Genomic DNA, 12,313 nt, shown 5'->3' with positions numbered 1-12,313 from the left:
ATTACCAAACGTAGCAGACAACTTCTCCGCCAGCTTTGGATTGACGAGCTTCTTTGTCGGTCATAACTCCCTTGGATGTGGAGATAATCGCAATACCCAAACCGCCGAGGACACGAGGAATTTCGTTGCTCTTCGTGTACACGCGCAGACCTGGTTTACTGATTCTCTTCAAACCGGAGATGACGCGTTCATTGTTGGCACCGTATTTCAGGAAAACACGGATAATCCCTTGTTTGTTGTCATCGATATATTCTGCATCACGGATGAAACCTTCACGCTTCAAAATGTCAGCGATTTGTTTTTTCATCGTCGAAGCAGGCATTTCAACCGTTTCGTGACGCACAGTGTTGGCGTTACGAATACGAGTCAGCATATCTGCAATTGGATCAGACATAGTCATTTTGTGTGAACCTCCTTCCCGATTGTAAACTTCTTACCAGCTTGCTTTTTTCACGCCAGGGATCTGGCCTTTATAAGCTAATTCACGGAAACAAATTCTGCAAATTTTGAACTTTTGCAGTACCGAATGTGGACGACCGCAACGTTCGCAGCGTGTATAAGCACGCACTTTAAACTTAGGCGTACGTTGTTGTTTTACTTTCATCGAAGTTTTTGCCACTTAGCCTGACACCTCCTAAAAATTTTCGGAGAAATGGATTTGCGAATTACTTCGCAAAAGGCATTCCCAATTGAGCGAGCAGCTCGCGGGACTCTTCGTCAGTTTTAGCCGTCGTTACGATAACGATATCCATACCACGGACTTTATCAACTTTATCATACTCGATCTCAGGGAAGATCAGCTGTTCCTTGAGGCCAAGCGTGTAGTTGCCGCGTCCATCAAATGCTTTGGTAGACACGCCGTGGAAGTCACGGACACGTGGAAGGGTAACGTTGAACAATTTGTCCAGGAAGTAGTACATACGCTCTCCGCGCAGTGTTACCTTCACACCGATCGGCATATTCTCACGCAGTTTGAATCCGGCGATGGATTTTTTAGCACGAGTAATTACCGGCTTTTGACCAGCAATCAGCTGCATATCATTAACTGCGGCATCCAGTACTTTCGAGTTGGATACGGCATCACCCACACCCATGTTGATGACAACCTTCTCGATTTTAGGTACCTGCATTACCGTAGAATAACTGAACTTCTGCATCAAAGCAGGAGTAACTTCATTCAAAAAACGTTCTTTCATTCTTGCTGCCATGAATTATGAACCTCCTTTCTTAACGATTCGATTAGTCGATAACCTCTCCGGACTTCTTCGCAACACGGACCTTTTTACCGTTATCCAGCGTTTTGTAACCGATACGGGTTACTTTGCCGCTCTTCGGATCGATATGCATCACGTTGGATACATGGATCGGTGCTTCCTGCTCGATGATTCCGCCTTGAGGGTTGGATTGGTTCGGCTTTTGGTGTTTCTTCACCATGTTCACGCCTTCGACAAGCACACGGTTTTCACGAGGATACGCTGCGATGACACGGCCTTTTTTGCCTTTGTCTTTACCGCTGATGACCATAACCGTATCTTCTTTCTTCACGTGCAGTTTGTTGCTGTGCGATTCCAGAACCTTTTTCACTTTCGGCATTTTGTTACACCTCCTATGACTGCATGTCAGCGATTTATCGGGATCCCGTAACAGCTCACTGTCCGGGAATCAGCTATTAGATTACTTCCGGTGCCAAGGAAACGATTTTCATGAAATCTTTGTCGCGAAGTTCGCGAGCCACTGGTCCGAAAATACGAGTTCCGCGCGGGCTTTTGTCTTCTTTAACAACAACCGCTGCGTTTTCGTCAAAAGAGATGTAAGATCCGTCTTTGCGGCGTACAGAACGCTTCGTACGAACCACAACAGCTTTAACAACATCACCTTTTTTGACAACGCCGCCTGGTGTTGCTTGTTTGACGGAGCAAACGATCAAATCACCGATGGCTGCTGTACGACGTCCTGTACCACCCAGCACGCGGATACACATCAGTTCCTTCGCACCAGAGTTGTCAGCTACTTGAAGACGTGTAAATGGTTGAATCATTGAAATTTCCTCCTTTCGGAAAAACTAACTCTATCTTTAGATGATAACCGCTTTTTCAACGACTTCTACCAGTCTCCAACGTTTGTCTTTAGAGAGTGGACGAGTTTCCATGATTTTAACGGTATCTCCGATTTGTGCTGTGTTGTTCTCATCATGTGCTTTAAATTTCTTCGTGTATTTAATGCGCTTGTGGTAGAGATCATGCTTTTTGTAAGTTTCAACGGCTACAACAATGGTTTTATCCATTTTGTCACTGACAACTTTACCGATTTGCACTTTACGAGCATTGCGTTCTTCGCTCATAGTTAGCCTCCTTCCTGATTACAGACGAGCACGGCTGTGATCTATTAACTAATCCCAAGTTCTCTTTCACGGATGACGGTTTTAGCACGAGCTATTTCCTTGCGTACATCACGGATCCGAGTTGGGTTATCAAGCTGTCCGGTAGCCAATTGAAAACGGAGGTTAAAGAGTTCCTCTTTAAAGCCCGCAATCTTTTGCTCGATTTCTGCAGTGGTCAAGTTACGCAGATCATTAGCTTTCATTTGCTTCACCACCCAATTCTTCACGTTTCACAAACTTCGTTTTGATCGGCAGCTTGTGAGCGGCGAGACGCATCGCTTCGCGAGCGATTTCCTCAGACACGCCTCCAAGTTCAAACATAATCTTGCCTGGTTTGACAACTGCGACCCATTTCTCAACGTTACCTTTACCGCTACCCATACGAACCTCAAGAGGTTTTTGAGTGATCGGCTTGTCAGGGAAAATCTTAATCCATACTTTACCGCCACGCTTGATGTAACGCGTCATCGCAATACGCGCTGCTTCGATCTGACGGTTCGTGATCCAAGTTGGCTCCAGAGCTTGCAAACCGAATTCACCGAAGTTCAGTTCAGTTCCGCCTTTTGCCATACCCTTCATGTGACCGCGTTGTTGCTTGCGGTGTTTTACACGTTTTGGTACCAACATGATTAGTTGCCTCCTTCCTGAGCAGCTTGTTTCTTAGCCGTAGGAAGAACCTCTCCACGATAGATCCATACTTTTACGCCGAGACGGCCATAAGTTGTATGTGCCTCAGCCGTACCGTAGTCGATGTCAGCACGAAGCGTATGAAGTGGAACAGTTCCTTCACTGTAGCCTTCCGAACGAGCGATCTCGGCGCCGCCAAGACGTCCGCCCACTTGAGTTTTGATTCCTTTAGCGCCAGCACGCATCGTTCTTTGGATCGCTTGTTTCAATGCACGACGGAAAGAAACGCGGCGCTCCAATTGCTGAGCAATGCTTTCTGCAACCAGGACTGCGTCCAGGTCAGCTTGCTTAATTTCAGAGATGTTGATGTGAACTTTTTTACCGCCTGCAATTTTCGTAACTTGGCTGCGAAGTACTTCAACTTCGGAACCACCTTTACCGATAACCATGCCTGGTTTCGCAGTGTGGATAGTGACGTTCACACGATTTGCCGCTCTCTCGATTTCGATGCGAGAAACAGCAGAATCCTTCAATTTATTTTTCAGGTATTCACGGATTTTGACATCTTCCAGCAAAAGATTACCGAAATCTTTGCCAGCATACCATTTCGATTCCCAATCACGGATGATCCCGATACGGAGTCCGACTGGATTTACCTTTTGGCCCACACGTTATCCCTCCTTATTTTTCAGATACCACCAAAGTAATGTGGCTGGTGCGTTTATTGATCCGGCTCGCACGACCCATGGCGCGTGGACGGAATCTCTTCATTGTTGGGCCTTGGTTAACGAAAACCTGGCTCACAACCAAATTGTTAATATCCATCGAGTAGTTATGCTCAGCATTGGCGATCGCTGAGTTCAGCAGCTTCTCCACAACCAGGGAAGCCGATTTCGGAGTGTGGCGGAGAATGGCGATGGCCTCACCAACTTGCTTACCGCGGATCAAGTCAACAACGAGCTTGACTTTACGAGGAGCAATCCGAATAGATCTGGCATGTGCTTTTGCTTCCATTTGTTTTACCTCCTCTCAAACAAAGAGCTTCGAAATTATCTTCTTGTTTTCTTGTCATCGTCCGTATGACCCTTGTAGGTACGTGTTGGAGCGAATTCACCCAACTTGTGTCCTACCATGTCTTCCGTTACGTATACCGGAACGTGCTTGCGTCCGTCGTATACACCGAACGTGTGACCGATAAATTGTGGGAAAATCGTAGAGCGACGGGACCAAGTTTTGATAACCGCCTTCTTGTTCGATTCGTTCATCACTTCTACTTTTTTCAGCAGGTACCCGTCAATGAAAGGCCCTTTTTTCAAACTGCGACTCATCTATAAAATCCTCCCTTCATCCAATCTTCTCGTTACTTTCGGCACTTCACAAAGTTATGCACAGCGTGCATTATTTTGTGCGGCGGCGAACGATATATTTGTCAGAAGCTTTGCCTTTTTTACGCGTTTTGTAACCAAGGGTTGGTTTGCCCCATGGAGACATTGGCGATTTACGTCCGATTGGAGCGCGGCCTTCACCACCACCGTGAGGGTGATCGTTAGGGTTCATAACTACCCCGCGAACTTCAGGACGTTGTCCGAGCCAGCGGCTGCGGCCTGCTTTACCGATTTTGATCAGCTCGTGGTCTTCGTTACCAACGGAACCGATTGTAGCACGGCAAACTTTAAGCAGTCTGCGAACTTCGCCCGAAGACAAACGTACGGATACGTATTTATCTTCTTTACCAAGAAGCTGAGCTTCGGTACCGGCTGCGCGAACCAATTGTCCGCCTTTGCCAGGCTGCAGTTCGATGTTGTGGATAACAGTACCTACCGGAATGTTCTCCATTGGAAGTGCGTTACCGATTTTGATGTCGGCGTTTGGACCGGATTCAATTTTGTCTCCCACTTTCAGACCTTTAGGAGCGATGATGTAACGCTTCTCTCCGTCTGCGTAGTGGATCAGAGCAATATTGGAAGTACGGTTCGGGTCATACTCGATCGTAGCAACGGTACCTGGTATGCCGTCTTTCGTACGTTTGAAGTCGATGATGCGGTATTTACGCTTGTGTCCGCCGCCGTGGTGACGAACCGTAATTTTACCTTGGTTGTTGCGGCCAGCTGTTTTGCTGAGCGGTGCAAGCAACGATTTCTCCGGCTGATTTGTCGTGATCTCTTCAAAAGTAGACACGGACATGTTACGTCTAGCCGGGGATGTCGGCTTATACTTTTTAATAGGCACGTGATTTCCTCCTTACTCTACAGATTCAAAAAACTCGAGCGCTTTGCTGTCTTTGCTCAGCGTTACGATGGCTTTTTTCCACTCGGTTGTGTAACCGTTGTAGCGGCCATAACGTTTCGGCTTAGCAGGGACGCGCATTGTATTTACATTCGTTACTTTCACTTTAAAGATCGATTCAACAGCTTGTTTGATCTCGGTCTTGTTCGCACGGATATCCACTTCAAAGGCATACTTCAAGTCGCCCATGTATTCAGCCGTACGTTCAGTGATCACCGGACGTTTGATAATATCACGAGGATCTTTCATTACGCGAGCACCTCCTCTACCTTCTGAACTGCTTCTTTCGTAATGATCAGTTTGTCGTACAGAAGTACGTCAAGAACATTAATGCCGTCTGCTGCAACAAATTTCACGCCAGGAATATTCCGTGCGGAAAGAGCCACATTATCATCATAGCCAGGAGCTACGATCAGAGCCTTACGTTCTACTTTCAGATTGTTCAGGATCGCTGCGAATTCCTTTGTTTTAGGCGTGTTCAGAGCGAGTTGGTCCAGAACGATCAGATTGTTAGCGATCACTTTGGAAGACAATGCAGATTTAATAGCCAGACGACGAACTTTCTTAGGAAGCTTGAACGAGTAGCTGCGTGGTGTTGGACCGAATACAGTACCGCCGCCCTTCCATTGTGGTGAACGGATCGAACCTTGACGAGCACGGCCGGTTCCTTTTTGTTTCCAAGGCTTACGTCCGCCGCCGCGTACTTCAGAACGGCCCTTCACTTTGTGTGTACCACGACGCAAAGATGCTCTTTGCAGCAATACCGCTTGGTTCATTACGTGTACGTTTGGCTCTACGCCAAATACCGCATCGTTCAGTTCCAATTCTCCTACTTCGCTACCGCTGACATTAAACAGGGTTACTTTTGGCATTATGTGTTCCTCCTTTCCTTAGGTGATTATTTCTTCACCGTTTCGTTAATTTTAACGAAGCTGTTTTTAGGTCCAGGAATAGCACCTTTAACGAGCAATACGTTGCGTTCAACGTCAACTCTAACAACTTCAAGTTTTTGTACAGTTACCGTAGCATTACCCATGTGACCTGGCAGACGCTTTCCTTTAGGAACACGGTTAGCCTGGATCGAGCCCATGGAACCCGGTCTGCGATGGTAACGCGAGCCGTGAGCCATTGGTCCGCGGCTTTGTCCCCAACGTTTGATAACGCCTTGGAAGCCTTTACCTTTGGAAGTACCGGTTACGTCAACAAATTCGCCTTCTGCGAAGACATCCGCCTTCAGTTCTTGGCCAACCTCGAAAGCTCCGAGGTCAACACCGCGAATTTCGCGAACGTAGCGCTTAGGTGCAGTGTTAGCTTTTTTAGCATGTCCTGCTTCTGGCTTGTTTGCACGCTTCTCCTTCTTATCGGCGAAACCGATTTGAATAGCTTCGTAGCCATCGTTCTCAAGATCTTTCTTTTGCAGAACAACACAAGGACCTGCTTCGATAACCGTCACAGGAATTACATTACCTTCTGGAGTAAATACTTGAGTCATTCCGAGTTTTTTTCCTAAGATACCTTTCATGTTGACACCTCTTTTCCCGTCTTAATTCATTTCGAATTACAATTTGATTTCGATATCTACACCGGACGGCAGGTCCAAGCGCATAAGAGCATCCACAGTTTGTGGAGTTGGGTTAACAATGTCGATCAGACGCTTGTGTGTGCGCATTTCGAATTGCTCCCGAGAATCCTTATACTTGTGTACCGCACGGAGAATAGTAATGATTTGTTTCTCAGTTGGAAGCGGAATCGGTCCAGATACACCAGCACCCGAACGTTTTGCAGTTTCAACGATTTTCTCAGCGGATTGATCAAGAATTCTGTGATCGTAAGCTTTCAAACGAATACGAATTTTTTGCTTTGCCATTTTAGTCCCTCCTTCTATCGCCCAATTTGGTATCGGACATACTCCGTGAAAATTTTCTAACCCACCGCTCCATGGCAAAGGGGCCGGGTGTGTCAGTAACCTCTCACATCATCGCAACGTCTCAGAACAACATTCACTATTATATATAAAGAATGGGCATAATGCAAGCTTTTAATGAAAAGGTGTTGTTGTTCTTTTCTTCCTATATATAAAGAAAGGAATCCTCCCGCCAGGAGAGGATTCCTCTGTATCTCTTGCGTTTACAACACAGCGTTACTCGTTCCAGCACATCGTTGCTATATAGAAGGCAATTTGCCTTTTAATTATTTGCTGATTGTTGCGATGGCACCAGCAGCTACTGTACGTCCACCTTCACGGATCGTGAACTTCGTTCCTTCTTCAATCGCGATTGGAGCGATCAGTTGAACGGATACAGTGATGTTGTCGCCAGGCATAACCATTTCAGTTCCTTCTGGAAGGTTAACCACACCAGTTACGTCCGTTGTACGGAAGTAGAACTGTGGACGGTATCCAGTGAAGAAAGGCTTATGACGGCCACCTTCTTCTTTAGTCAAAACGTATACTTGAGCAGTGAACTCAGTATGCGGTTTAACGGAAGCTGGTTTGCAAAGTACTTGACCGCGCTCGATTTGGTTACGGTCTACACCGCGAAGCAGGGCACCGATGTTGTCACCAGCTTGAGCGGAATCCAGCAATTTACGGAACATTTCAACGCCCGTAACGACGGATTTCTTAGTTTCTTCAGCGATACCAACGATTTCAACTTCGTCGCCCACTTTAACCGTTCCGCGTTCTACACGGCCTGTAGCAACCGTACCACGACCAGTGATGGAGAATACGTCCTCGACTGGCATAAGGAAAGGTTTGTCAGTGTCGCGCTCTGGAAGAGGGATGTACTCATCGATGATGTTGAACATTTCGATGATTTTTTGTGCCCACTCGCCGTCTGGGTTTTGCAGAGCTTCACGAGCAGAACCTTGGATGATTGGAGTGTCGTCGCCTGGGAACTCATATTCGTTCAGCAGGTCACGAACTTCCATTTCAACCAGTTCAAGAAGTTCAGCGTCTTCAACCATGTCGCATTTGTTCAGGAATACGACGATGTAAGGTACGCCTACCTGACGGGAGAGCAGGATGTGTTCGCGAGTTTGCGGCATTGGGCCGTCAGCTGCGGATACAACCAGGATCGCTCCGTCCATTTGAGCAGCACCAGTGATCATGTTTTTAACATAGTCGGCGTGCCCTGGGCAGTCAACGTGTGCATAGTGACGGTTAGGTGTTTCGTATTCCACGTGTGCAGTGGAGATTGTGATACCGCGTTCGCGCTCTTCTGGAGCTTTGTCGATTTGATCGAATGCTACTGCAGCACCACCGTAAGTTTTGGACAATACAGTCGTGATAGCAGCAGTCAGAGTAGTTTTACCATGGTCGACGTGACCGATAGTACCGATGTTAACGTGCGGTTTAGTACGTTCAAACTTAGCCTTTGCCATTTGAACAATTCCTCCTTAAATGGATTGAATATAGGTTTTATGTTTGAACTGACCGGTGTTTATGCAAGCAGTTCTGGATGTAATCGTACCGGTCAGGGTTTAAAACTCAAAAGCAGATATTACTCGTCAGATCCTTTGGACTTCGAAACAATTTCTTCAGCAATGTTCTTAGGAACTTCTTCGTAGTGGGAGAGTTCCATGGAGAACACGCCGCGTCCTTGGGTACCGGAACGAAGTGTCGTCGAGTATCCGAACATTTCGGAAAGAGGCACTTTCGCACGGATGATCTGAGCGCCGGAACGGTTATCCATACCTTCGATACGTCCGCGGCGGGAGTTCAGCATACCCATTACGTCGCCCATGTATTCTTCAGGCACCGTAACTTCGACTTTCATGATTGGCTCGAGCAGGACAGGTTTACACTTGTCTTTAGCCGCTTTAAGCGCCATGGAACCGGCAATCTTAAACGCCATCTCATTGGAGTCGACATCATGGTAAGAACCGTCTACGATTGTAGCTTTGATGTCTACAAGCGGGAAGCCGGCAAGAACACCATTCTTCATGGCTTCTTCAATACCATTCAGTGCAGGCTGGATGTATTCTCTTGGTACAGAGCCACCGACGATCTTGCTGTCAAACTGGCTGCCAGTACCTGCTTCGAGAGGTTCAAACTCAACCCAGACGTGACCGTATTGACCACGACCACCGGACTGACGAACGAATTTACCCTCAACGCGTGCAGCTTGACGGAAGGTTTCACGGTATGCAACCTGTGGTTTACCCACGTTGGTTTCTACCTTGAATTCACGACGCATACGGTCAATGATGATGTCGAGGTGAAGCTCACCCATACCAGCCAAAATTGTTTGGCCAGTCTCTTCATCTGTATGAGCACGCAGCGTAGGATCTTCTTCTGTCAATTTGCCCAAAGCAACGCCCATTTTGTCTTGGTCGGCTTTGGTTTTAGGCTCAACTGCGATTTCGATAACCGGATCCGGGAAGTTCATGGATTCCAGGATAACCGGAGCTTTCTCGTCGCAGAGTGTGTCGCCCGTACCGGTATCTTTCAAGCCTACGGCAGCCGCGATGTCACCGGAGTAAACTTCGCTGATTTCTTGACGGCTGTTCGCGTGCATCTGAAGGATACGTCCGATACGTTCGCGTTTGCCTTTGGTAGCGTTCAATACGTAAGAACCGGATTGAAGGATACCAGAGTATACGCGGAAGAACGTCAATTTACCAACATAAGGGTCGGTCATGATTTTGAATGCCAGAGCCGCGAACGGTTCTTCATCGGAAGAATGACGCTCAACTTCTGTACCGTCTTCAAGGTGACCTTGAATCGATGGTACATCAACTGGAGCTGGCAGATAATCGATAACAGCGTCCAGCATCAGCTGAACCCCTTTGTTGCGGTAAGAGGAACCACAGATAACCGGGAAGATCTTAACTTCGCAAACCCCTTTGCGGAGGGCTGCTTTCAGTTCCGGAATGGTGATTTCTTCACCTTCCAGATACTTCATTGTCAGGTCTTCGTCGAGTTCTGCGACTTTTTCGATCAGTTCAGCGCGAAGTTCTTCAACTTTGTCTTGGAACTCGGCCGGAACGTCGACCACCTCAATGTTTTGACCCAGGTCGTCTTTGTACATATGAGCTTTTTGCTCAACCAGGTCGATGATGCCCACGAAGTCGTTCTCCGCACCGATCGGCAATTGAATCGCTACTGCGTTCGCTTGCAGACGATCGCGCATGTCGTTAACGACGTTCAGATAGTCGGCACCGATAATATCCATTTTGTTTACATATGCGATCCGCGGAACGCCGTAGCGGTCAGCCTGTCTCCATACGGTTTCAGACTGAGGCTCAACGCCCTCTTTCGCACTGAAAACACCTACTGCCCCATCCAATACACGAAGGGAACGTTCAACTTCAACCGTGAAGTCAACGTGCCCTGGGGTGTCAATGATATTAACGCGGTGACCTTTCCACGAAGCGGTCGTCGCAGCGGAAGTAATCGTGATCCCGCGCTCCTGTTCCTGCTCCATCCAGTCCATTGTAGCCGCACCCTCGTGAACTTCACCGATTTTGTGCGTACGGCCTGTGTAGAACAAGATCCGCTCTGTGGTGGTCGTTTTACCAGCGTCAATATGCGCCATGATCCCGATGTTGCGTGTATTTTTCAAGGAGAACTCTCTTGCCATGAAAATAGTCTCCCTTCAAAATTGAAGTGTAATTTGTTGAGCCGAATCCTACCAGCGGTAGTGAGCAAACGCTTTGTTCGCTTCAGCCATTTTGTGAGTGTCCTCGCGTTTCTTAACGGAAGCGCCTGTGTTGTTGGAAGCGTCGATGATCTCAGCCGCCAAACGCTCTTCCATTGTCTTCTCACCGCGGTTGCGGGAGTAGTTCACGAGCCAACGTAATCCCAAAGACGTACGTCTTTCAGGTTTTACTTCAATCGGCACCTGGTAGTTGGCACCGCCGACACGGCGAGCTTTAACTTCCAGTACTGGCATGATATTTTTGATAGCTGCTTCAAACACTTCCATAGGATCTTTACCCGTACGTTCTTGAATCAGGTTGAACGAATTGTAAAGGATGCTTTGGGCAACACCTCTTTTACCATCCAGCATGATGCGGTTGATAAGGCGTGTAACCAGTTTGCTGTTGTACACCGGATCCGGCAATACGTCTCTCTTACTAACTGGACCTTTGCGTGGCATGGATATCCCCCTTTCTCAAGTCTTTGAATTCTTATAGAAATCAATTACGATTTTTTAGCTTTCGGACGTTTCGCGCCGTATTTGGAACGAGCTTGCATCCGGTTGTTCACACCTGCAGTATCAAGCGCACCGCGAACGATATGGTAACGTACACCTGGAAGGTCTTTTACCCGTCCACCGCGAACCAATACCACGCTGTGCTCTTGCAGGTTGTGTCCGATCCCCGGAATGTAAGCAGTCACCTCGATGCGGTTCGTCAAGCGAACACGGGCATATTTACGAAGCGCGGAGTTCGGTTTCTTCGGAGTCATTGTACCTACACGGGTGCAGACACCACGTTTTTGAGGAGCGCTAAGTCCTGTCTCTTCACGCTTCAGAGCGTTGTATCCTTTCTGCAATGCAGGGGACTTCGACTTGTAGATCTTAGCTTGACGTCCTTTGCGAACTAGCTGGTTAATTGTTGGCATGTTAGCCACCCCCTTCCCATAATACTTATCCTCATTACAAACCTCTTTTTAAGTCCACAGACCCAGGCGGTTCATAAAAGAACAAATGAAAAGTCTTTGCCGGAAGAACTCTGTTGATTTCTCCAACAAAAACGTTCCTTACCCTATGATTTAACGATGGCAGCCATCGCTGCGCCCACTTCAATTCCACATGCTTTACCCAAATGATGCATAGTATCCACATAGGTGATCTTCACTCCATGCTTACTGCAAAGAGCTTCAACCTTTGAAACGAGCCGGTGTTCCGCATCTTCCGCCACAAACACTTCGGCGGCTTGGCCCAATTCTACGAGTTTCATCGTTTGTTTGGCACCGATCTTGACATGAGCATCCTGTAATCCTTTATCATTAGACATTTTAATATCCTCCAAAAGCACAGGGGTACTTAACTACTCACGCACCTTTGCTATATT

The 12,313-nt window shown here is 47.4% G+C and carries 21 protein-coding genes; all 21 read right to left on the bottom strand.

All coding sequences use genetic code 11. From position 1 onward, the window contains the following. Position 1: 1 nt before the first annotated feature. The 21 genes from rpsH to BCV73_RS31805 all read right to left on the bottom strand — a co-directional run bounded on the left by rpsH (position 2) and on the right by BCV73_RS31805 (position 12,256). Positions 2-400 carry a 30S ribosomal protein S8 gene (gene rpsH / locus BCV73_RS31905; protein ID WP_076176747.1) on the bottom strand — a complete coding sequence of 133 codons (399 nt, stop codon included), beginning with the start codon at positions 398-400 and terminating at the stop codon, positions 2-4. A gap of 33 nt (positions 401-433) precedes the next feature. Further along, a complete protein-coding gene (locus tag BCV73_RS31900) occupies positions 434-619 on the bottom strand; it encodes a type Z 30S ribosomal protein S14 (RefSeq protein WP_013312154.1) in 186 nt (61 codons plus the stop codon). 46 nt (positions 620-665) lie between these two features. Further along, positions 666-1,208 (bottom strand): 50S ribosomal protein L5, encoded by a 543-nt coding sequence (gene rplE / locus BCV73_RS31895; RefSeq protein ID WP_076176746.1) that lies wholly within the window; start codon positions 1,206-1,208, stop codon positions 666-668. A 31-nt stretch (positions 1,209-1,239) separates the two neighbouring features. Beyond that, positions 1,240-1,593 carry a 50S ribosomal protein L24 gene (gene rplX, locus BCV73_RS31890; RefSeq protein WP_076176745.1) on the bottom strand — a complete coding sequence of 118 codons (354 nt, stop codon included), beginning with the start codon at positions 1,591-1,593 and terminating at the stop codon, positions 1,240-1,242. 76 nt (positions 1,594-1,669) lie between these two features. After that, positions 1,670-2,038, bottom strand: a complete 369-nt coding sequence (rplN, locus tag BCV73_RS31885) for a 50S ribosomal protein L14 (RefSeq protein ID WP_076176744.1) — start codon at positions 2,036-2,038, stop codon at positions 1,670-1,672. Positions 2,039-2,074: 36 nt separating this feature from the next. Beyond that, entirely contained in the window at positions 2,075-2,341 is a 267-nt protein-coding gene (gene rpsQ, locus BCV73_RS31880; RefSeq protein ID WP_025336666.1) for a 30S ribosomal protein S17, read from the bottom strand. 44 nt (positions 2,342-2,385) lie between these two features. Beyond that, a complete protein-coding gene (rpmC, locus tag BCV73_RS31875) occupies positions 2,386-2,583 on the bottom strand; it encodes a 50S ribosomal protein L29 (protein ID WP_076176743.1) in 198 nt (65 codons plus the stop codon). Continuing rightward, on the bottom strand, positions 2,573-3,007 hold the full coding sequence (gene rplP, locus BCV73_RS31870) for a 50S ribosomal protein L16 (RefSeq protein WP_076176742.1): 435 nt from the start codon (positions 3,005-3,007) through the stop codon (positions 2,573-2,575). The genes rpmC and rplP overlap by 11 nt, the downstream gene beginning before the upstream one ends. Before the next feature lie 2 nt (positions 3,008-3,009). After that, positions 3,010-3,675, bottom strand: coding sequence for a 30S ribosomal protein S3 (rpsC, locus tag BCV73_RS31865; RefSeq protein ID WP_076176741.1), 666 nt, complete (start codon positions 3,673-3,675; stop codon positions 3,010-3,012). Positions 3,676-3,688: 13 nt separating this feature from the next. After that, on the bottom strand, positions 3,689-4,021 hold the full coding sequence (gene rplV / locus BCV73_RS31860) for a 50S ribosomal protein L22 (RefSeq protein ID WP_076176740.1): 333 nt from the start codon (positions 4,019-4,021) through the stop codon (positions 3,689-3,691). A gap of 35 nt (positions 4,022-4,056) precedes the next feature. Beyond that, positions 4,057-4,335 carry a 30S ribosomal protein S19 gene (gene rpsS / locus BCV73_RS31855; protein ID WP_076176739.1) on the bottom strand — a complete coding sequence of 93 codons (279 nt, stop codon included), beginning with the start codon at positions 4,333-4,335 and terminating at the stop codon, positions 4,057-4,059. Positions 4,336-4,405: 70 nt separating this feature from the next. Next, positions 4,406-5,236 carry a 50S ribosomal protein L2 gene (gene rplB, locus BCV73_RS31850; protein WP_076176738.1) on the bottom strand — a complete coding sequence of 277 codons (831 nt, stop codon included), beginning with the start codon at positions 5,234-5,236 and terminating at the stop codon, positions 4,406-4,408. Positions 5,237-5,248: 12 nt separating this feature from the next. Next, entirely contained in the window at positions 5,249-5,542 is a 294-nt protein-coding gene (gene rplW, locus BCV73_RS31845; RefSeq protein WP_076176737.1) for a 50S ribosomal protein L23, read from the bottom strand. Then, positions 5,542-6,165, bottom strand: coding sequence for a 50S ribosomal protein L4 (gene rplD, locus BCV73_RS31840; protein ID WP_076176736.1), 624 nt, complete (start codon positions 6,163-6,165; stop codon positions 5,542-5,544). The genes rplW and rplD overlap by 1 nt, the downstream gene beginning before the upstream one ends. A gap of 26 nt (positions 6,166-6,191) precedes the next feature. Continuing rightward, a complete protein-coding gene (gene rplC, locus BCV73_RS31835; RefSeq protein WP_076176735.1) occupies positions 6,192-6,815 on the bottom strand; it encodes a 50S ribosomal protein L3 in 624 nt (207 codons plus the stop codon). A 36-nt stretch (positions 6,816-6,851) separates the two neighbouring features. Next, entirely contained in the window at positions 6,852-7,160 is a 309-nt protein-coding gene (rpsJ, locus tag BCV73_RS31830) for a 30S ribosomal protein S10 (RefSeq protein WP_005544556.1), read from the bottom strand. Between the two features lie 323 nt (positions 7,161-7,483). Continuing rightward, a complete protein-coding gene (tuf, locus tag BCV73_RS31825; protein ID WP_076176734.1) occupies positions 7,484-8,674 on the bottom strand; it encodes an elongation factor Tu in 1,191 nt (396 codons plus the stop codon). 119 nt (positions 8,675-8,793) lie between these two features. Then, on the bottom strand, positions 8,794-10,875 hold the full coding sequence (gene fusA, locus BCV73_RS31820) for an elongation factor G (protein WP_076176733.1): 2,082 nt from the start codon (positions 10,873-10,875) through the stop codon (positions 8,794-8,796). Positions 10,876-10,923: 48 nt separating this feature from the next. After that, the gene (gene rpsG / locus BCV73_RS31815; RefSeq protein ID WP_076176732.1) at positions 10,924-11,394 is read right to left on the bottom strand and encodes a 30S ribosomal protein S7; all 471 of its coding nucleotides are present in this window, start codon (positions 11,392-11,394) and stop codon (positions 10,924-10,926) included. Positions 11,395-11,438: 44 nt separating this feature from the next. Beyond that, positions 11,439-11,861 carry a 30S ribosomal protein S12 gene (rpsL, locus tag BCV73_RS31810; RefSeq protein WP_076176731.1) on the bottom strand — a complete coding sequence of 141 codons (423 nt, stop codon included), beginning with the start codon at positions 11,859-11,861 and terminating at the stop codon, positions 11,439-11,441. Between the two features lie 143 nt (positions 11,862-12,004). Next, complete coding sequence (locus tag BCV73_RS31805) at positions 12,005-12,256, bottom strand: ribosomal L7Ae/L30e/S12e/Gadd45 family protein (protein WP_076176730.1); 252 nt, start codon at positions 12,254-12,256, stop codon at positions 12,005-12,007. Between the last annotated feature and the right edge of the window lie 57 nt (positions 12,257-12,313).

It is taken from the genome of Paenibacillus sp. SSG-1, assembly GCF_002224835.1.
In the GTDB taxonomy this organism is placed as follows: Bacteria; Bacillota; Bacilli; order Paenibacillales; family Paenibacillaceae; genus Paenibacillus_AQ; species Paenibacillus_AQ favisporus.
Note: the sequence above shows the minus strand (reverse complement) of the source record. Positions and strands in the feature narration are given on the sequence as shown.

Excerpts from the sequence above, each read along its gene's own strand:
- tuf (WP_076176734.1), bottom strand. The coding sequence starts at position 8,674 with ATGGCAAAGGCTAAGTTTGAACGTACTAAACCGCACGTTAACATCGGT.
- rpsL (WP_076176731.1), bottom strand. The coding sequence starts at position 11,861 with ATGCCAACAATTAACCAGCTAGTTCGCAAAGGACGTCAAGCTAAGATC.
- rpsG (WP_076176732.1), bottom strand. The coding sequence starts at position 11,394 with ATGCCACGCAAAGGTCCAGTTAGTAAGAGAGACGTATTGCCGGATCCG.
- fusA (WP_076176733.1), bottom strand. The coding sequence starts at position 10,875 with ATGGCAAGAGAGTTCTCCTTGAAAAATACACGCAACATCGGGATCATG.
- rplV (WP_076176740.1), bottom strand. The coding sequence starts at position 4,021 with ATGGAAGCAAAAGCACATGCCAGATCTATTCGGATTGCTCCTCGTAAA.
- rplC (WP_076176735.1), bottom strand. The coding sequence starts at position 6,815 with ATGAAAGGTATCTTAGGAAAAAAACTCGGAATGACTCAAGTATTTACT.
- rpsJ (WP_005544556.1), bottom strand. The coding sequence starts at position 7,160 with ATGGCAAAGCAAAAAATTCGTATTCGTTTGAAAGCTTACGATCACAGA.
- rpsS (WP_076176739.1), bottom strand. The coding sequence starts at position 4,335 with ATGAGTCGCAGTTTGAAAAAAGGGCCTTTCATTGACGGGTACCTGCTG.
- rplN (WP_076176744.1), bottom strand. The coding sequence starts at position 2,038 with ATGATTCAACCATTTACACGTCTTCAAGTAGCTGACAACTCTGGTGCG.
- rplE (WP_076176746.1), bottom strand. The coding sequence starts at position 1,208 with ATGGCAGCAAGAATGAAAGAACGTTTTTTGAATGAAGTTACTCCTGCT.
- rpsQ (WP_025336666.1), bottom strand. The coding sequence starts at position 2,341 with ATGAGCGAAGAACGCAATGCTCGTAAAGTGCAAATCGGTAAAGTTGTC.
- rplP (WP_076176742.1), bottom strand. The coding sequence starts at position 3,007 with ATGTTGGTACCAAAACGTGTAAAACACCGCAAGCAACAACGCGGTCAC.
- rpmC (WP_076176743.1), bottom strand. The coding sequence starts at position 2,583 with ATGAAAGCTAATGATCTGCGTAACTTGACCACTGCAGAAATCGAGCAA.
- BCV73_RS31805 (WP_076176730.1), bottom strand. The coding sequence starts at position 12,256 with ATGTCTAATGATAAAGGATTACAGGATGCTCATGTCAAGATCGGTGCC.
- rplW (WP_076176737.1), bottom strand. The coding sequence starts at position 5,542 with ATGAAAGATCCTCGTGATATTATCAAACGTCCGGTGATCACTGAACGT.
- rplX (WP_076176745.1), bottom strand. The coding sequence starts at position 1,593 with ATGCCGAAAGTGAAAAAGGTTCTGGAATCGCACAGCAACAAACTGCAC.
- rpsH (WP_076176747.1), bottom strand. The coding sequence starts at position 400 with ATGACTATGTCTGATCCAATTGCAGATATGCTGACTCGTATTCGTAAC.
- rplD (WP_076176736.1), bottom strand. The coding sequence starts at position 6,165 with ATGCCAAAAGTAACCCTGTTTAATGTCAGCGGTAGCGAAGTAGGAGAA.